The sequence below is a fragment of the Ruegeria sp. CE8 genome (assembly GCF_056537465.1).
In genome coordinates this window covers 390,030-407,764 of record NZ_JBQFRP010000003.1, presented here as the reverse complement: position 1 = coordinate 407,764, position 17,735 = coordinate 390,030, and the positions used below count along the sequence as shown (strand labels likewise).

General features: G+C 56.3%; 20 protein-coding genes and 1 other RNA gene. 7 read left to right on the top strand and 14 right to left on the bottom strand.

Annotation, left to right across the window (positions count from 1 at the left end; genetic code table 11):
- Positions 1 to 16: 16 nt before the first annotated feature.
- The 13 genes from ACR0AA_RS07675 to ACR0AA_RS07615 form a co-directional block, all read right to left on the bottom strand.
- Entirely contained in the window at positions 17 to 499 is a 483-nt protein-coding gene (locus ACR0AA_RS07675; protein ID WP_480661645.1) for an OmpH family outer membrane protein, read from the bottom strand.
- Between the two features lie 109 nt (positions 500 to 608).
- Positions 609 to 2,969, bottom strand: a complete 2,361-nt coding sequence (gene bamA, locus ACR0AA_RS07670) for an outer membrane protein assembly factor BamA (protein WP_480661643.1) — start codon at positions 2,967 to 2,969, stop codon at positions 609 to 611.
- A 126-nt stretch (positions 2,970 to 3,095) separates the two neighbouring features.
- Positions 3,096 to 3,224 carry a hypothetical protein gene (locus ACR0AA_RS07665; protein ID WP_480661642.1) on the bottom strand — a complete coding sequence of 43 codons (129 nt, stop codon included), beginning with the start codon at positions 3,222 to 3,224 and terminating at the stop codon, positions 3,096 to 3,098.
- Between the two features lie 89 nt (positions 3,225 to 3,313).
- A complete protein-coding gene (gene rseP, locus ACR0AA_RS07660) occupies positions 3,314 to 4,666 on the bottom strand; it encodes an RIP metalloprotease RseP (RefSeq protein ID WP_480661640.1) in 1,353 nt (450 codons plus the stop codon).
- 4 nt (positions 4,667 to 4,670) lie between these two features.
- Positions 4,671 to 5,843, bottom strand: a complete 1,173-nt coding sequence (gene dxr, locus ACR0AA_RS07655) for a 1-deoxy-D-xylulose-5-phosphate reductoisomerase (RefSeq protein ID WP_480661638.1) — start codon at positions 5,841 to 5,843, stop codon at positions 4,671 to 4,673.
- On the bottom strand, positions 5,843 to 6,625 hold the full coding sequence (locus ACR0AA_RS07650; protein ID WP_480661636.1) for a phosphatidate cytidylyltransferase: 783 nt from the start codon (positions 6,623 to 6,625) through the stop codon (positions 5,843 to 5,845). Before ACR0AA_RS07650 ends, dxr begins: the two co-directional genes overlap by 1 nt.
- Complete coding sequence (locus ACR0AA_RS07645; RefSeq protein WP_480755794.1) at positions 6,622 to 7,353, bottom strand: isoprenyl transferase; 732 nt, start codon at positions 7,351 to 7,353, stop codon at positions 6,622 to 6,624. Before ACR0AA_RS07645 ends, ACR0AA_RS07650 begins: the two co-directional genes overlap by 4 nt.
- Before the next feature lie 9 nt (positions 7,354 to 7,362).
- On the bottom strand, positions 7,363 to 7,926 hold the full coding sequence (gene frr, locus ACR0AA_RS07640; RefSeq protein WP_480661632.1) for a ribosome recycling factor: 564 nt from the start codon (positions 7,924 to 7,926) through the stop codon (positions 7,363 to 7,365).
- A 186-nt stretch (positions 7,927 to 8,112) separates the two neighbouring features.
- Positions 8,113 to 9,108 carry an acryloyl-CoA reductase gene (gene acuI, locus ACR0AA_RS07635; protein WP_480755792.1) on the bottom strand — a complete coding sequence of 332 codons (996 nt, stop codon included), beginning with the start codon at positions 9,106 to 9,108 and terminating at the stop codon, positions 8,113 to 8,115.
- Positions 9,109 to 9,168: 60 nt separating this feature from the next.
- Complete coding sequence (locus ACR0AA_RS07630; protein ID WP_480755789.1) at positions 9,169 to 10,272, bottom strand: dimethylsulfoniopropionate demethylase; 1,104 nt, start codon at positions 10,270 to 10,272, stop codon at positions 9,169 to 9,171.
- Positions 10,273 to 10,779, bottom strand: coding sequence for a DinB family protein (locus ACR0AA_RS07625; RefSeq protein ID WP_480755787.1), 507 nt, complete (start codon positions 10,777 to 10,779; stop codon positions 10,273 to 10,275).
- The gene (locus tag ACR0AA_RS07620; protein ID WP_480755785.1) at positions 10,779 to 11,483 is read right to left on the bottom strand and encodes a DUF1326 domain-containing protein; all 705 of its coding nucleotides are present in this window, start codon (positions 11,481 to 11,483) and stop codon (positions 10,779 to 10,781) included. Before ACR0AA_RS07620 ends, ACR0AA_RS07625 begins: the two co-directional genes overlap by 1 nt.
- Positions 11,484 to 11,487: 4 nt before the next feature.
- Positions 11,488 to 12,279 carry a DUF2182 domain-containing protein gene (locus tag ACR0AA_RS07615; protein WP_480755783.1) on the bottom strand — a complete coding sequence of 264 codons (792 nt, stop codon included), beginning with the start codon at positions 12,277 to 12,279 and terminating at the stop codon, positions 11,488 to 11,490.
- Positions 12,280 to 12,365: 86 nt separating this feature from the next.
- Here ACR0AA_RS07615 and ACR0AA_RS07610 point away from each other — a divergent pair, with 86 nt between their 5' ends.
- The 7 genes from ACR0AA_RS07610 (at position 12,366) to ACR0AA_RS07580 (ending at position 17,119) form a co-directional block, all read left to right on the top strand.
- Positions 12,366 to 13,097: a FadR/GntR family transcriptional regulator gene (locus tag ACR0AA_RS07610; RefSeq protein ID WP_480661621.1), complete on the top strand. Its 732-nt coding sequence runs from the start codon at positions 12,366 to 12,368 to the stop codon at positions 13,095 to 13,097.
- A gap of 10 nt (positions 13,098 to 13,107) precedes the next feature.
- Positions 13,108 to 13,470, top strand: a complete 363-nt coding sequence (locus ACR0AA_RS07605; protein ID WP_480661619.1) for a DUF4345 family protein — start codon at positions 13,108 to 13,110, stop codon at positions 13,468 to 13,470.
- Positions 13,471 to 13,506: 36 nt separating this feature from the next.
- Positions 13,507 to 13,854: a transfer-messenger RNA gene (gene ssrA, locus ACR0AA_RS07600) on the top strand.
- Positions 13,855 to 13,954: 100 nt separating this feature from the next.
- A complete protein-coding gene (locus ACR0AA_RS07595; RefSeq protein WP_480661617.1) occupies positions 13,955 to 14,386 on the top strand; it encodes an ester cyclase in 432 nt (143 codons plus the stop codon).
- A 129-nt stretch (positions 14,387 to 14,515) separates the two neighbouring features.
- Positions 14,516 to 15,331, top strand: a complete 816-nt coding sequence (locus ACR0AA_RS07590) for a chromate resistance protein ChrB domain-containing protein (protein WP_480661615.1) — start codon at positions 14,516 to 14,518, stop codon at positions 15,329 to 15,331.
- The gene (chrA, locus tag ACR0AA_RS07585) at positions 15,328 to 16,581 is read left to right on the top strand and encodes a chromate efflux transporter (RefSeq protein ID WP_480661613.1); all 1,254 of its coding nucleotides are present in this window, start codon (positions 15,328 to 15,330) and stop codon (positions 16,579 to 16,581) included. The genes ACR0AA_RS07590 and chrA overlap by 4 nt, the downstream gene beginning before the upstream one ends.
- A 76-nt stretch (positions 16,582 to 16,657) precedes the next feature.
- On the top strand, positions 16,658 to 17,119 hold the full coding sequence (locus ACR0AA_RS07580) for an SspB family protein (RefSeq protein WP_480661611.1): 462 nt from the start codon (positions 16,658 to 16,660) through the stop codon (positions 17,117 to 17,119).
- Positions 17,120 to 17,152: 33 nt separating this feature from the next.
- Here ACR0AA_RS07580 and ACR0AA_RS07575 read toward each other — a convergent pair whose 3' ends face one another.
- Positions 17,153 to 17,716, bottom strand: a complete 564-nt coding sequence (locus tag ACR0AA_RS07575) for a hypothetical protein (RefSeq protein WP_480661609.1) — start codon at positions 17,714 to 17,716, stop codon at positions 17,153 to 17,155.
- Between the last annotated feature and the right edge of the window lie 19 nt (positions 17,717 to 17,735).

The window sequence follows — 17,735 nt, the reverse complement described above, 5'->3', positions numbered from 1 at the left end:
CCAAGGGCAAGCGACCCTATTCGTCGCCTTTGGTTTCAAGCTGGCTTCCGTCGCCAATCAATTCATTGATCCGTGCGATTGCAGCATCCGTGACGTCGGTCCTGTCCGAGCTGAGAAACACGTTGGAGCGTTCAATGACGACCGAGGCCCCGGATTCGCGCAACAGATCGATCAGAACCGGCTGAACCAGTTCATAAAAGGCTTGCCGGGCTTCCTCGCTCTGGCGGGACAGCGCGTCCAGCTTTGCCCGCTGGCCATCTCGATGAGACTGAACCTTTCTGTCAAACGCTTCGGCAAGTGGCCGAAATTCATCCGGCTGCATCTCGGTGCGCTTTTCTGTCAGATCTTTTTCTTCCCGGCTCAGCTCGGCAACGATCCGTTCGTTTTCCTCGGCCAACAGAACGCCTTCGGCCTCGATCTCTCGCATAACGCGTTGACCGAATTCCGACTCGGCGAACAGGCGTTCGCTTGACAATGTCAGGACACTGGATTGCGGCACACCCAACTGTTGGGCTTGTATTGGCCCTGTGCAGACCACCGTCAAAAAAACGCACAGGGCCCGAAACGGGCCCTGCACTCTTGAGATTATTACGTTCAACATCCTGGGATCAGAACCGTGCCTGAATGGTCAGGTCAAAATTCTGTTCCTTGTCGAAGTCCTCTTTCTTAATGGCTTGCGAGAAGTTGAAGCGCAGCGGACCAAAAGGTGTGGTCCACAGAACCGAAAGACCGATGACGTGACGGATGGAGCCGTCGGCACCGACGATATCAGCTCCAGCAGTGTTCACGTTGTTGATGTTGTACAGGTTACCGAAGTCATAGAACACGCCACCGCGCAGACCCAGCTCTTCTGGCAAACCCAGAGGGAAGTCTGATTCAAGACGTGCAACCCAGTAGTAGTTACCGCCGATCGCATCGTCCTGACCGTTGGACAGGTCGCGCGGACCCAGACCCGCGGGCTCGAAGCCCCGGAACGTGTTCGGTCCAAGAACAAAGCGGTCGATGGTCCGGCTGAAGTCGTCGCCTCTCCAATGCAGCGCGCCCAGTTCCAATGTCGCTCGCAGCACCACTTCTTCGCTCAGAACGCGGGTCTGCGCGATACCACGGGCGGTGGTTTTGTAGTATTCGTTGTCGCCGCCAAGCCCGGCTGCATCAACACCAACTTCAAACAAAACACCTGCATTCGGGTTCAGACCACCACGACGGCTGTCATAGACGTAGGACACGCCCAGCGAGCTGGTCGTCCGTTTGCCTTGCGCGATCTCGGACGCAATGACCGCACCATTGGTTTCATTGTCCTGCTGCGTCATCTCGCTCCGGTCCCAGCCGTACCGCAACCGCAGAGACGACAGCTCGCCAATTGCATAGCTTAGCTGAGGATTGAAGAAGACCCGCTTGGTATCGTAGCTCGCAAAGCTCGAGTTGGTCGAAGCCAGTCCCAGACCCAGGTCGAATTGCAACCGGCGGCCCAGCAGATACGGCTCGGTGAAGTTCAGAGTGTATTGCTCCGAGTCCTGTGCGGTCGACAGCGTCACGCCGAGGTTCTGACCACGGCCCAGGAAGTTCGACTCGTTCAGACCAATCGCAATCCCGAAACCGTCGGAAACCGAGTAGCTACCACCCAGGCTCAACGACCCGGTGGGCTGTTCTTCGACGTCCACATCAACGATCACCTGGCTTGGAGTCGAACCTTCGCGCGGCTCGACATCAGCTACGGCAAAGAACCCAAGTGCGCGGATGCGTTCGGCGCTCTGGCGGATTTCACGTGGGTTGAACGGGTCGCCTTCGACCGTGTCGAACTGGCGCCGGATCACGCGGTCCAGAGTTGTCGTGTTGCCCTCGATGTCGATGCGTTCAACAAAGATCCGGGGGCCACGCGTCAGTACGAATTGAACATCCAGCGTCAGGTCGCGCGGGTTGCGAGTGACCCGAGGTTCAACCCGCAGGAAATCCACGCCCTGTTTCAGACCCAGACGTTCCTGACGTGCAATCGAGTTTTCAACAAGCGACGGAGAATAGGTGACACCTGGTTTGATCTTCAGCGCTGCCTGATAGGCGGCCGGATCGACACCCGGAATTTCGCTGACGGTCGAGATTTTGCCGAACGAGAACTTTTGTCCCTCGGTGATGTTCATCACAAGGAAGAACGCGTCGCGCTCACGCGTGAATTCCACGTTTGCGCTGTTGACGCGGAAATCCACGTAGCCACGGGAAAGGTAAAAGTCACGAATGACCTGTTTGTCGAACTCGATCCGATCCGCGATAAACGTATCACCGCGCAGGAAAGTACGTAGGACGTTCGCTTGCTTGGTTTCCAAAACGCGGCGCAGGCGGCGATCCGAGAACGCCCGGTTCCCTACAAAGCTAACGCGCTCGACCTCAATTGTGGTTCCTTCGGCAATTTCAAACACAAGATCGACACGGTTGTCGCTGCGGCGAATAATGCGGGGAATGACCGTCGCAGACACACGACCTTGCGCCGAATAGATCGCTGCGATCTGGTCTGCATCCGCTTCTGCGACCTGGGGTGTGAAAACCCGGCGAGGCTGAGAGTTGATGGCCTCTAACAGGACGTCGTCCTTCACCCGGCGATTGCCTTCGATGCTGATCTGGTTGATCGTCGGATACTCCGCGACTTCGATCACCAGAGTATTGCCGCGCGGGGTCAATTCGACTGTTTCAAAAACACCACTGTCAAGCAAACGCTGATAGGCATCATTCAATTCCCCGGCAGTCACTGTCTGCCCCGGTTGGATCCCTGTCCGGGCTATGACTGTCGAGCTTTCAATCCGCCTGTTGCCCTCAACATCGAACGAATTGATGGTGTAACTCTGTGCGTGTGCGACCCCCGGCAGAGACGCAAATCCAGCTATAAAAACAAAGGAAAAAATACGTAGCGTTCGCCACAAAATCTTGTTTGTTGGCATCTGCCCCCCGCAGGATGTGCCTGCGCCTCGCCTATCTGTCATTTTTTTCTCTACCCAGAATTTCAGGACTTTATTGTTGAGTAGCGAGATTAATTACCCTTGTCAAAAGACCAAAAAACAAAGCGGCCCGGTGGGCCGCTGCATGTCCTTTTCAAAAAGGAGCAAGAATCACATGCTGATCACGTAGGCCCAACCGCCCATCGCCAGAGCGGTGGCACCGAAAAACAGAAGTGTGTCCCAGTTCAGCATGAAAAGAAAGCTGAAGCTTTGATATGATTTCCGCAGCGCCTTAGTCATTTGGTCCTCTGACACAAGAATTAGCCGTGCGAAAACCTACCCAAGGATTGGGGCGAAATTGCGGCTTTTGTGCGCTCACTCAGCCACAATCAGCAGAACAGATCGTTTGAGACCGAAAAGATCATCAGGCCAAGGATCAACGACACCCCTACCCCCATCAGCACCTTGAGCACGCCATCGCTGGGCGGTTTGCCCGCGACAGCTTCGTAAGCGTAAAAAACCAGATGTCCACCGTCCAATGCCGGTATCGGAAAGAGGTTCAACAGACCTACGGCCGTAGACAATACAGCGATGAAGAAGATGAAGTTTTGCGCGCCCTGGCTGGCCATTGCACCTGAGGTTTCGGCGATACCAATCGGTCCGGACATGTTGCACGTGCTGATTGCGCCCGTAACCATGTGCCAGATCCCGGACAGAGACCCTTCGATGATACGCAAGGTTTGCTGCGCTCCGCCGGACAACGACTCCAGAATGCCGGCCGGTTCGGTCGCGGGTTCCAGCATCATGCCGCCAACGATCCCAATACGCCAATGGGTAACAAAACCGCCATCCGGTTGCGGTTCGTCCGTGCGACGCGGCGCCAGCGCAAATTCCAGTTCGGCACCATCGCGCCACACATCCAACAGCAGGACCTTCCCGTCTGATCCTTCAACGTGATCTTTCAACTGATCAAAGGCAAAGATGGGATCACCGTTCACGGCCGTGATGACGTCACCCTGTTTGAGATCGATATCCATTGCAGCGCTTCGCGGAGCAACCTGCTGAATCAGCGGCGGAAACAACCATGGCGCCGACACATTCAAAGTCTGATCGTCCCGAAGGACCGTGTAATCCAGAACCGGCTCAACCGGCAAAGCGTCGGTGAAGTCGGTCCAGGCACCGTCCTTATCGAAATCCGGAACCGGGATATCTGCGATCGCGACGATCTCGTCCCCGTCCCGCAGCTCCTGAATGGTGCCCGGCAAAGGATGCAATGTGCCGACCGTTAGAGGTTCTTTGGTGACGCCTTGGGTCAGGAAGATCAGACCGAAAACCAATATGGACATTGCGAAGTTGAACACCGGCCCCGCAGCAACTGTAGCTGCGCGCGCCCACAATGGCGCCCCGTGCATGGTGCGGCGCAACTCTTCGGGGTTCTGTTCCGAAATCTCGCTCATGGCGGTTTCGTCTTTGCCCGATGCCGCGTTCGCGTCACCCAGGAATTTCACATATCCACCAAAGGGTAACGCCGCGATCTGCCAGCGTGTGCCGCGCTTGTCGACCCGGCTCCAGAGTACAGGACCAAATCCTATCGAGAAGACCTCGGCATGGATACCCGACCAGCGCCCAACGATGTAATGGCCGTATTCATGCACCGCAACGATCACGGAAAGCGCGATGACAAAGGCAATGATCGTGTATAGCAAATTGCCAAACTGAGGGATCAGAGAGAGTACGTCCAAAATTCTATCCTGCTCGTTGGATGACAGCATCATCAACCCACGTACGTGCCAGATGGTCCGTTTGCAGCACGTTATCAAGGGTTAAAGGGGCATCAATAAGGCCATCTGCGGCCTCAAACCTGTCCAGAACGGCCTCGACAATGTCGGCCATCTGAAGAAATCCGATCTCGCGGGCGATGAACCGATCCAGCGCCCGTTCCTTTGCGGCGTTGAAAACCGCGCCGGACAGACCGCCCCGATTCATCACGTTTCTGGCAAGGCGCAGGGCCGGATAACGGGCCTCGTCCGGTTCGTGGAACCTCAACTGGCCCAGTTTTGCCAAGTTCAAACGCTCGACCGGCAGGTCGCGACGGTCCGGCCAATGAAGCGCATAGCCGATTGCGTGCCGCATATCCGGAGCACCCAAATGCGCCATGACCCCGCCATCCGCGAAGCCGACCAGAGCATGCACGATGGATTCCGGATGCACCAGAACCTCGATCTGATCCGGCGCAACACCAAAGAATTCTTTGGTTTCAATCAGCTCCAGCGCCTTGTTGAACATCGACGCGCTGTCGATGGTTATCCGCTGCCCCATGTTCCAGTTCGGATGGCTTGAGGCTTGCTCTACTGTCGCCCGCGCCAGATCGCTAAGCGGCCAGTCCCGGAACGCGCCACCGCTTGCGGTGATGATGATACGCTCAACCGCGTCCATATCTTCGCCGACAAGCGCCTGAAACACAGCCGAATGCTCACTGTCGACAGGCAGCAGCCGCGCTTCATTGGCTTTGGCCGTTTCCAAAACCAGTGCGCCCGCGCAAACCAGAGTTTCCTTATTGGCCAACGCCAGCGTAGCGCCCTGTTTCAGCGCCTCCAGGCCCGGCTCAAGGCCGGCTGCACCAACGATGGCGGACATGACCCAATCAGTCGGCCGCGCCGCAGCTTCCGTCAGGGCGTTTTGACCGGCTGCGGCTTCGACTCCGGAGCCCGCCAGTGCTGCGCGCAGATCATGCAGCCTATTCTCATAGGCCGTCACGGCAACTGTTGCGTTTAGACGCACGGCATCATGGGCCAGTTTTTCGATATTAGCCCCGCCCGTCAGCGCAACAACATCATAAGCCGCCGGGTTGCGGTCGATCAGATCAATGGTGTTCTGCCCGATTGATCCGGTCGCACCGAAAATTGAGATTTTGCGCATCACATGGCTCCGGGGGAATAGAGTATCCCGGCTATCAATACGAACAAGGCCGCACCCATCATGCCGTCAAAGCGATCCAGAAAACCGCCGTGGCCCGGTATCAGGTTCGAGCTGTCCTTGACCCCGAACTTTCGTTTGGTGGCGCTTTCGACAATGTCACCAAGCTGGCTGGCCATGGACGCAAGCACTGAGACGACGACAAACATAAAACCAAATCCGGCATGGACGGCAAAAATGGCACCAACAACAGCTGCTGCGAGCCATCCTCCAGCGGTGCCGGACCACGTTTTCTTTGGGCTTACCTTTGGCCAGAACTTAGGGCCACCAAAGGTTTTGCCAACAAAGTAACCGGCGACATCAGTGGCCACGACCACCGAAATCAACCAGACCATCCAGCCAAACCCCATATTTTCCCGGATCGAAATAAAACCCAGACCTGCGGCCGCGATCCAGACCGCAAACAGGGCGTACGTTCCCTTAGACTTGCTGATCTGCCCTGCCCCAACCAACGCCGGCGCCAGCAGGAACGGAAGCTTGTATAACGGTGGCAGGTGATAGCTCAGAATAACTGCGACGCCAGTCAATATCCCCAATTGGATTGCAACGCCGTTCCGTTCGGGATCGATCATCCGAACCAGTTCCCAGGTCATCAAACCGCAGGCGATTGCAATAAAGGATTCGAACCACAGGCCACCCAGCCACACTTCGACCGAACCTATACAAACCAGAACCGCGGCAGATAGTACTCGGGCGGTTAAGTCAGACCATCGGCCTTCGCTCATGCCGGGACCGCTCCAAATCGTCTGTCGCGGGTTCCAAAGTTTTGACACAACCTTTCAAGCTCGGCAGCAGTAAAGTCGGGCCAGAGCGTATCGATGAACTCATATTCGGAATAAGCCGATTGCCACAAAAGGAAGTTGGAAATACGCGCCTCGCCACTTGTCCGGATTACAAGGTCCGGGTCGGGAAGAACATGCGTATCCAGATACTTGGGAAGTGTTTCCTCATCTACATCCTCGGGGCGCAAACGGCCCTCGGACACGTCGCGCGCCAGACGTTTGGTCGCCCGCGCAACCTCGTCCCGCCCACCGTAATTAAGCGCAATGGTCAGATGAACAAGGTCATTATGTTTGGTGGCGTCTTCCAGCGTGTCCATCAGATCGGTCAGTTTCGAATCCAGCCGGACTCTGTCACCGATAAATCGTACGCGCACCCCTGCCTTGGTCAGGTTGCGCGCCTCTTTGATGATATACCGCCGAAACAGACTCATCAGCCCCGCCACCTCGACCTGGGTACGCTTCCAGTTCTCGGTGGAGAAGGCGAATACCGTCAGATATTTGATGCCCAAGTCCGGACAGGCTTCGACCACTTCCCTGACGCGTCGCGCGCCTGCCTGGTGCCCAAACAACCTAGGCCGGTTGCGCGCCTGCGCCCACCGGCCATTGCCATCCATGATGATGGCAACATGGCGAGGTCCGGAAACGGTCGAAGTGTGAGCAGTATCGGGCATATTCCGGGCTCAGACCTGCATGATCTCTGCCTGCTTGGTCTCAAGCGCGGCGTCCACGTTTTTGATCATCTCGTCGGTCAGGTCCTGAACTTCGGTTTCCCAGAACTTCTGATCGTCCTCGGACATACCGTCGGCTTTGGCTTTCTTGATTTGGTCCATGCCATCGCGGCGCACGTTGCGGATCGAAACGCGAGCGTGTTCAGCATATTGGCCAGCAACTTTGCCCAGTTCGCGACGACGTTCCTCGTTCAGTTCGGGAATCGGCAGCATGATGATGGTGCCGTTCAGCTGCGGGTTGATACCCAGACCGCTTTCGCGGATCGCTTTTTCGACCTTGCCGACCAACCCTTTGTCCCAAACATTCACGGTAACCATGCGGGGCTCCGGAACATTGACGGTTCCGACCTGATTGATTGGGGTCATCGATCCATAGGCATCAACCATGATCGGCTCCAGCATCGATGCGGATGCACGGCCCGTCCTCAAGGACGCAAACTCGGTTCTAAGGTTGCCCATCGCGCCTTCCATACGGCGCTTCAGATCGTCGGTGTCCAGTTCAAAATCGTCAGACATGCTGCTCACTCCCCGTCTTCAGGTGCTGTTTGCTTGGCTCATAGTCCATCGCAATTGGGATGTATAGCAATGATGATGTGGAATTGCGCCAATGGCCAGAGTTGTTTCTGGCAATTTCGGGTTCTTTCAGGGGCAATTGAACCGACCGATGCAAAGATCGCCCGGTTCATCTCATTTACACGGGAATCAGGCGTTTACGTCGACGACCACGCGACCTTTCACCTGTCCATTGAGAATATCCGCGCCCAATTGTGGCAGATCACCCAGAGTCGCGGGATGGACCATCGCCTCAAGCTTATCCATCGGCAGGTCGGTTGCCACGCGCTGCCACGCGCGGACACGGTTGTCATATGGCTGCATCACGCTGTCGATGCCCAGCAAGTTCACGCCGCGAAGCAGGAATGGGATAACGCTTGCAGGCAACCCTGCCCCACCAGCCAGACCAACAGCTGCAACCGAAGCACCGTATTTCATCTGCCCCAGCACGCGCGCCAGCATCTCGCCGCCAACAGCGTCAACACAGCCTGCCCAGGTTTCACTTTCCAGCGGACGTTTCACGGTTTCATTGAGGTCTTCGCGCGGAACAATGGTCGTGGCGCCCAATGACTTCAGATACTCGCCCGCCTCTGGACGACCTGTGACCGCGGCCACTTCGTAACCCAGGTTGGCCAGGATGGCCGTCGCGACCGAGCCGACGCCCCCGGCAGCCCCGGTCACAAGAACTGGCCCATGTCCCTGCTTCATGCCCTGATCCTCAAGCGCCATGACTGCCAGCATTGCGGTGAAGCCGGCGGTGCCCACCGCCATGGCCTGCCGTGTGTCCAGACCATTGGGCAAAGGAACAAGCCAATCGGCCAATGCGCTGGCCTTTTGCGAATAACCGCCCCAATGTGCCTCGCCGACACGCCAACCGGTCAGAACCACCTTGTCGCCGGGCTTGTAGCGCTCGTCCGAGGACGTTTCGACAGTGCCACTGTAATCAACACCGGGAACATGAGGGTAATTCCGGACCAGACCGCCGCCCTTTGGCGACATGCAAAGCCCGTCTTTGTAATTCACGGTCGAGTACTCAACGGCAATCGTCACCTCGCCATTGGGCAAGTCCCCTTCGGAAAGCTGTTTGATCGAAGCGCTTGCCAGACCGCTTTCTTCGTCCTTATCCATTACCAATGCACTGAACATTCCAACTTTCCTTTCATTTTCAATCTCTCACCAGGTGCTACTGAAGTGAATAGCGCCCGTTTAGATCCAGAATTTTTCCTGAACGGTTGCGCTGCGCATTCCGTCTGGTGTTGCAACTTCGGTTTTCGTTCCCGGGTCCCAATGGCTCAGTTTGACCATCCCTATGGAGACATTCGTGGAGAAATCAGGAGACCAAGCGGCCGAAGTCACCTGCCCGACCTGTTTGCCTCCGGCCACAACCGGCCAGGGGCGATCGCACGGCGGTACAGGGTCTCCATCAATTGCTATTGGGCGGATTTGCTGCACCGGCCCCTCCTTGGCCACCCGCAAAAGTGCATCCCGTCCAATACAGCCGATTGCAGTATGCGTATTGCAGAACTTGCCCAAACCGCATTCATGCGGGGTGTTATCGTCGGTCATGTCGTTGCCGTAGGACAGCAACCCGCCCTCGATCCGCTCGATCAGGTTCGGGCATCCGGCGCGAACCTGCAGGTCTTCTCCCGCTGCAAACAAGGCGTTCCACAAAGCCATGCCAATGTCCGACCCCTCAACGTAGATTTCGAACCCGCCCTGTTTGGAATAGCCTGACCTAGCAATCGCCAGTTCACGCCCTTCGAAGGCGAACTTGTCGAACCTGAAAAACCGGATGTCGCGCACGCGGTCGCCAAAAACACGCGCCATCAACTCGTCCGCTTTTGGTCCCTGAACCGCCAGTGGTGACACATCAGGTTCATCCACAAGCACATCCAGGCGATAACCGTTGGCAATCCCTTTGACCCAAAGCAGAAGATCGCTGTCGGCGATCGAAATCCACCACCGGTCTTCCGACAGTTTTACGGCGACTGGATCGTTCAGCATGCCACCCGTTTCGTCGACGATGGGCACGTAAAAACACTGACCGGGAAGCATGCCCCGCAAATCCCTCGGCGTCAGCATTTGCATCAGCCGCGCGGCGTCCGGCCCTCTTAGTTCCACCTGCCGTTCGCAGGATACATCCCACACCTGTACATGGCTTTTCAAATGCCGGTAATCCGCTTCGACGGATTTGAAAACAGTGGGCAATAACATACGGTTGTAAACCGTATATCCCTTGACACCAGCCGCTTCGACACCCTCGGAAAATGGCGTGCGACGCAAGCGACGAGAGAGTGATATCTGAGCCACTTAGGCCTCCTCAGGCAGAAAAACCAGATCGCTCAACGGAGCGGCCGAGCCTGTTTCGGTCAGCATCTGATGCAACTGACCCCGGTGATGTGTTTGGTGGTTGAAGAAATGGATGACGCATTGCGCGTAGGGTTTCGTGACATCGGCTTCCTTGGCGGCTGAGAACCATGTGAATGGACCATTCAGGTCTTCATCATTTAGTGTCGCAACCCATTTGGTGATCCGTTCGTCAATCTCATCCCGCAGAGGCAACCATGCAGCCAGATTGGCGCATAAGGACGGGCTTTCCGGAATACCGCCGCCCGGACTTTCGCCCTTGTCAAACCGCGACATCCATATCCAGTCCCCCCAAAGCAGATGATTTGCTGTGCCTAGGATAGATCCAAAAAACGCCCCGCGCTCACGGGTCAGTTCCTCACTAGGCATAGCTGAAAAAAATCCCTTCAACTGACTGTTCTGCCAGTGATTATACCGGGCCATCTCCTGAGCGTAGGCGGCGGTGACCATCACTTGGGTCCGTGCCAGTCGATTGGGCAGATTTCAGCAGATTTCCCACCAAAATCCCAAACGCGCCCGTAATCGCGCACCTTGGACTTGGTACCTCGGGCCACAATGATATCTGGCCCCATCCAATATTTCGAGTTGGACACCATGACCGGGTGTTCCGGGTCTTTTCCGCCCAACATCTCAATCTCACCCTGAATCTTCCGGCCAATGGCGATGCGGCGCTTGTTGCCGTCTTGCTCAATCTGTACCGGAGCGCGCTCGGCCCCGATAATCTCACTGACCAGCATGGTGAAAAGCCCCGTGGTCCCGCCCGCCTGACCGCTGAAGATTTGCAGCAGTCCGTTATAGGCCTTGCCGCTGGCGCGCTCATCGACATAGGCGGCCACTTTCCACTGGCCTTCACCCATACGGCCAGGGATATCGACCAGCAGTCCGACATTCAGACCGGACAGATCTTCGCCCTCGTAATGACCCTCATCAATGATGACGCCCATCCATGCGTGACAATGCCCTTCAGTCGGAGGATGCGCGCCCAGTGAGACCACACAGGGGCAGAACACATCGCACGAGCAGTTAAGGATCAATTCGCCTTTGATTGCCCAATCCGTCGGGCTCATCTCGCGCCGTTTGGGATTTGGCATACGGCTGTCGATACGCTGGCTGATCGGCAGCTTGTCAGCCTCGGGTTTTCTGTTCTTAGCCATAGGCTTATCCTCCGTAGCTAATTGGATATACGAGCAGAATAAGACCACCCGCAATCAATGCAAATCCCATCGGTCGGGTCACTGCGTGCCCGATCTGGGGAAGTTTCTCCAAAACCATGAACAAGGTCGCGAGGCCCATCCACAATAGGCTCATGACACCTCCGACAAAACCAAGCGCCATGAAGCCCCAACAGCAGCCCACACAAAATGCGCCCAAGCCCAGCCCCATGCGCAAACCGCCAGTGAACCCGATTTTCCAGTTCCCCAGGAAATAGGTCATGGGGGCGTGACAAACGCCGTGACACACTTCTTTCGCACGGGTGAATTGAAATGCGCCGACTACGATCATGAGGACCCCGGCAAAATACCCGGATTTCCCGATACCCAACATGTCGATGACACCGCCGAACAGCAGAGCCAATTGAACTCCAGTAATCAAAGCTGCGAACCCGACCCAGACGGCAAGATATCCCGCCAGGACCCCCAACCAACCTGCGCGCGAGCCATTGGCGCTGCGGATCAGGTCGTCATAGCTGCGCAGGGTTGGAACCAGCGTTGGCAACATCATGGCCGCCATCATGATGGCCCACATCGAGAACAAGGGGCCAAACTCGGCCATAGGCATATACATGTCCATGCGCGGGTCCATCGCCGCCATTGCCTGCCCCACCGGGCCGGGCCGGCCGATCCAATCCAGATCCATGTTGCGGCTCATGGTGAACATCATCCACCACGCCCACAGGATCAGAACGTAAAACCCCAGCCAAAATGCATTGCGTAGAACTGTGCGACTCACGCCTTCCTCCCGACTCAGTCCTTGCTTTTCAAATGTCAGACTTTTAAATGTCAGACAAATAAAAATTCACCAATGGTCCCCGGAATATGAAAATTGACCCAAAGAAGCCTGCTGATCTGTCGGCACAGATCGCTCAGGCTATTCGCGATGCAATCATCTCGGGCGAGTTGATCGTAGACGAGCGCTTACCGTCCGAGGCCGAACTGTCCGATCAGTTTCAGGTTTCACGCCCAACAGTACGCGAAGCATTGAAACGTCTGGCTGCGCAGTCCCTGATCCGAACGCAACGCGGTGCAAGCGGTGGCGCATTTGTAAACCGGTTGAGCTTTGAAAACGCGTATTCACAGCAGATCACCACCTCGACCTTGTTGTTGTCGATGAATGCCGTCAGTTTTGATACCGCCTGCGAAGCGCGATTTGCATTGGAGCGCGCCTGTGCTCCCTTGTCGGCGCAGCGCCGAACGGCAGATCAACTGGCCACAATGCGGGCCGAAATCCACCGGCAGTCACAACCGGGTCTGACAGATGAGGCCTTCTGTGCCTCAGACGTTGCGTTTCACCGCGCCCTTGTCGATGGCGCCGGCAACCCCGTGTTGTCCTATCAATTGGCCGGAGCGGTCGAGGCCATGCAGCCCTTGATGAACATGATTACCTTCACGGCTCGATCCCGCGAGGCAATCATTGCACTGCACAACCAGATCGCTGATGCGCTGGAAGACCGCGACTCGACCAAAGTGGACGCGACACTAGTTGAACTTGAGAACTACACACGACAGCTGGCGCAGGACGTCGCGCAGCAGCGACGCAAGCCCGCATAAGGAGAACCGGATGACGACTGTCTTGAACGTGATTGCCGCACTCCTGACCGTTGGATTTGGCTTGTTCGGTTTTCTGGCCCCCAGCTTTACTTTGGGTGCGCTGGATCTGACCCCAACCGAAAGCAATATGGGCTTGAGCGAGATGCGGGCCTCAGTCGGCGGGCTGTTCGTTGTCACGGGTCTCGCCGTTCTGTGGCTGAACAACCCAATGGCCTATGCCATGCTGGGTGTCGTCTACGCAGGCGCGGCGTTGGGCCGATTTGTATCCGTTGTTCTGGACAACCCGCCTGTGGTCAAAGCTGTGACTTTTGGAGGAATCGAGTTGGCCCTGGCGCTTTGGCTGATACTGGCCAACATCAATAGAACCGCTTAACCCACTGTTTTTATTTCGTACGCCCGACTAAATTCCCGGTTTGCATCCGGCCGCTCGGTCACCTATATAGGTAATGTCCTTCGGGACTATGGACATAAACGCGCTCGTAATAAGCGGATCGGACCCGGGGGCGGTACCCGGCGGCTCCACCATACATCTTTCGTTTGAAGATCATGGGGCCGAAATAGGATCGACGAACGTCTAAAGGGGTTAGCTTTGTCTCGGCTGTCTGCCACCGTTACCGGCGAAAATAGTACAATTGCAAACGACAATCGTGCTCCGGTTGCAGTTGCTGCGTAAGCAGTAACAAGACCGAAACTTAAGCCCTTGCGCCTAGCCGCGTAAGGCGGGGTTCGCAGGTACCTGGCAACAGAAACCTGCATTTCCCGCCAAATGTCTGTGTTATTCCGCCGAGCATGTACATGTTCAGATTTTTTTCACTCTTTCATCTCATGCTGATCCCGACAGAAAAAGGAGAGCTGGGATGTCTCACGCTGATCTACTCAGAGAATGGTATTCCGAGGTTTGGGAAAACGGGAATACTGACGCGATTGATCGGTATTTTGCTCCTGAAACCACTGCCGAAGGGTTAATCCCAGAGATGCAGGTCGGCGCGGATGACTTCCGCGATCTGGTCATGGCGTTTCGGCACATTCTTGGGGACATTCAGGTCGATATGCCCAAAATCATCGAAAACGGTGACTGGGTGTCCGCCATCATTCACCTGCGCACAACGCGGGCGGATAACGGCGCGCCCCTTCAGGCGACAGGCAGCGTCATCGGACGGATCAAAGACGGGCGCATGGTCGAAGCGTATAACCAGTTCGATTTCATCTCATTGTTCGAACAACTCGGCCAATTTCCGGAAGACACCCTTCCGGTTTGCATGACCGGACAAAGGCTGGATTGGGCCTGAACCAGACCGGAGCAATCTTGACCCCTTTGGCGCTTACGCGGTAGCTAGGGCCATGGGGTAAGATTGCGAACACCCCGTGAGGCGTCAGCCCAAGTTTCGCATGTATCCGACAAAACCAGGAGACATGCTGTGCCCGCGCCGAACTCTATCACCGCCAAGCAATTGTTAAGACTGATAGGAACGCCTCAGGCCCCCATGCTGATCGACATTTGCATGGACGCCGACTTTGAAGCCGATCCCTATCTCATCCCCGGTTCTATCCGCCATCCTGCGAAAGACATTGAAGGCCTTGTGAATTTGATCGGTAGCCGCCCTGCGGTTGTGATTTGCCAGAAGGGCAAGAAACTCAGTCAGGCCGTCGTCTCGTGGCTGCGCGGCGAAGATGTCCAGGCCGAGTATCTGGAAGGCGGCATGTATGCCTGGCGTGACACGCCGGATGCGCCGCGTGTGCCCGCCGCCGCTTTGCCGGTTCTCAGACCTGAGGGGTCGGTTTGGGTCACGCGTCACCGTCCAAAGATCGACCGCATTGCCTGCCCGTGGCTGATCCGTAGGTTCGCGGACCCGAAGGCCCGGTTTTTGTTTGTTGCGCCCGCGGAAGTTGAAGCCACGGCCGAGATTTTTGGCGCGACTCCGTTCGACATAGAAAACACCCATTGGAGCCACAGGCAGGACCGGTGCACCTTTGATACGATGCTGGATGAGTTCGCTCTGCACACGCCAGCGCTGGATCGGCTCGCGACGGTCATTCGGGCCGCGGATACCGACCGTCACGACCTAGCCCCAGAGGCCGCAGGGTTGCTTGCAGTGTCCGTCGGGCTTTCGCGCCAATACCGGGACGATCACGAAAACCTTGAGGCAGGAATGCACCTGTATGACGCACTGTATCGCTGGGCGCGCGACGGGTTCGAGGAACGCCACGACTGGCCGGCGGATCGCAAATCATGACACCAACGATTTCGGATCTGGTCAGGGTCTTTGGGCACATCGGCCTTTTGTCCTTTGGGGGACCCGCGGCGCAGATCTCCCTGATGCATCAAGAACTGGTGGAAAAGCGGCCGTGGCTGGACGAACAGAGCTATCTGCGAGCGCTTTCACTTTGCATGTTGTTGCCCGGCCCCGAGGCGATGCAACTGGCCACCTATGCTGGTTGGCGTTTGCGCGGCGTGATCGGAGGGCTAATCGCCGGCGGTCTCTTTGTTCTGCCCGGCGCGCTGATCATTGCTCTGCTGGTCCGGTTGTACGCGGCTTTTGGTGACTTACCACTGGTACAGGCCGGTTTTCTTGGGGTCAAAGCTACCGTTATCATCATTGTGCTTCAGGCACTAAAAAACCTGTACTGCAAAGCCTTGACGGATATCGAGCATCGCGCCATCGCCGGGCTTGGCTTTGTCGCGATCTTTGCGTTCAACCTGCCTTTCCCATTAATCATTCTCGCTGCCGCCATTTGGGGTTACGTCAGCTTCAAGGGCGAAACGCGGTCTGCAGAAGCGCCCCCTGCCCCTAGCGCTGTGCGACCATTTCGAACCTGTGCCATTTGGCTAACGCTGTGGCTGGGTCCGCTGGTCTTGCTGAGCGTAACGGGCCAAAAACTGCTCAGCGACCTCGGATGGTTCTTCGCCCGTCTTGCCGTTGTCACGTTCGGAGGGGCTTATGCCGTTCTGGCTTATATGACCCAGACCGTCGTGGACAAATACCATTGGGTAACAACGGATCAGATGATTGACGCCTTGGGACTGGCTGAAACCACGCCGGGGCCGTTAATCTTAGTGACTCAATTCGTGGCCATGCTGACGGGCCAGATCTCGGGTGGGTTTTCCCTTGCCCTTGCCGCAGGAGCCGTTGCACTGTGGGCGACTTTTGTACCGTGCTTCCTTTGGATCTTTCTCGCCGCCCCCTATCTGGATCAACTGGCGACCCGCCCCAGGCTGTCCGCAGCTTTGCATGGAATCACCGCAGCGGTGGTTGGCGTGATTCTCAACCTTTCCGTGTGGTTCGCTTTGAACGTTCTTTTTGCGGACATTCCCGAAAAAACATGGGGCGCGATCACGCTGCCCTGGCCCGATCTGATTTCGTTAAACCTGCCCGCATTGCTTTTAACTCTGATCGCAGGGGTGTTGATATTTAAGCTAAAATTCGGCATGGGAGTGACCTTGGCTGTGATGGCCGCCGCCGGAGTCGGCATTCATTTTCTTTGAACAATCCACCCACTCCCGGTCTTTCGTTTCCTAAGGAATCCCCTATGCTTGGGGTAATCACTTTTGAGGATGACACATGTCGCAGGACATCGACTATGGAACCCTGATGCACACCGCGATGCGCGGTCTCATCCAAAAGGTTCTCACCAGCGTATCCGAAAACGGCCTGCCTGGAGCGCATCATTTCTTCATCACCTTCGACACCCGGCAAGACGGTGTCGAACTGGCCGATTGGCTGCGCGATCGTTACCCCGAAGAAATGACGATTGTCATGCAGCACTGGTTCGAAAACCTTGAGGTTGGCGACGACGGCTTTGCGATCACGCTGAATTTCGGTGACGCACCCGAACCGCTGTATATCCCCTATTCCTCGATAAAAACCTTCGTCGACCCTTCCGTTGAATTCGGGCTGCGCTTCGAAAGCCCCGATGACGAAGAAGAGGTCGAAACGCACATCGTCGAAGATGGGTTCGAAGTTGAGGAATCGCCGGTCCAGCAGGATGCGGATGTCGTCTCTCTGGACAGTTTCAGAAAATAGCGCCTGTCACACAGACCCCGCCTCGCGTGGGGTTTATTGTTTTTCGAGGAACGTTTCCACGGATCGGGATTTTATACCGTTGCGGAACCTGGAAAATGACAGGTTCAGCCCGCCATCCGCCAGCGTGCGATCAAACTGCTGCAGCTCGTAACCACCGCTTTCATCGATAAATAAGGAAAAGACCGTCAACGTCTTACCTTCGATCCGGCCCCAAACGAATGGTTCCCCCTGCATCGGGTCCAGCGGAACCTCATGCCCGAAAACATTTCGTTTCATGGCAGCGGAATAGACGTCGGAGCGATCCGACTGCTTGAAGTCGATGGAAAAGGATTGCTCTTTGACGCGGCCGTCCTGCTTATAAGTTGTTGTCTTCCAACTGACGTTGAAACCGTCCGATATTTCGTGGATTGAAACGCTCATGTCGCGAGGGGTCTCGCTGCCGTCATCGTCAACGACATTTGCAGACCCGACATAATCGCCGACAAAGGGTTTGATATCCCCTGCATGGGCCTGAAGGTTGGCAAAAGCGATCCAAAACAACGCACCCAAGGAAAACGCGAGTAGTTTCAGCGGGTGAAACCGGGGAAATAGGAGCACTTTGACCTCCATCACTGTG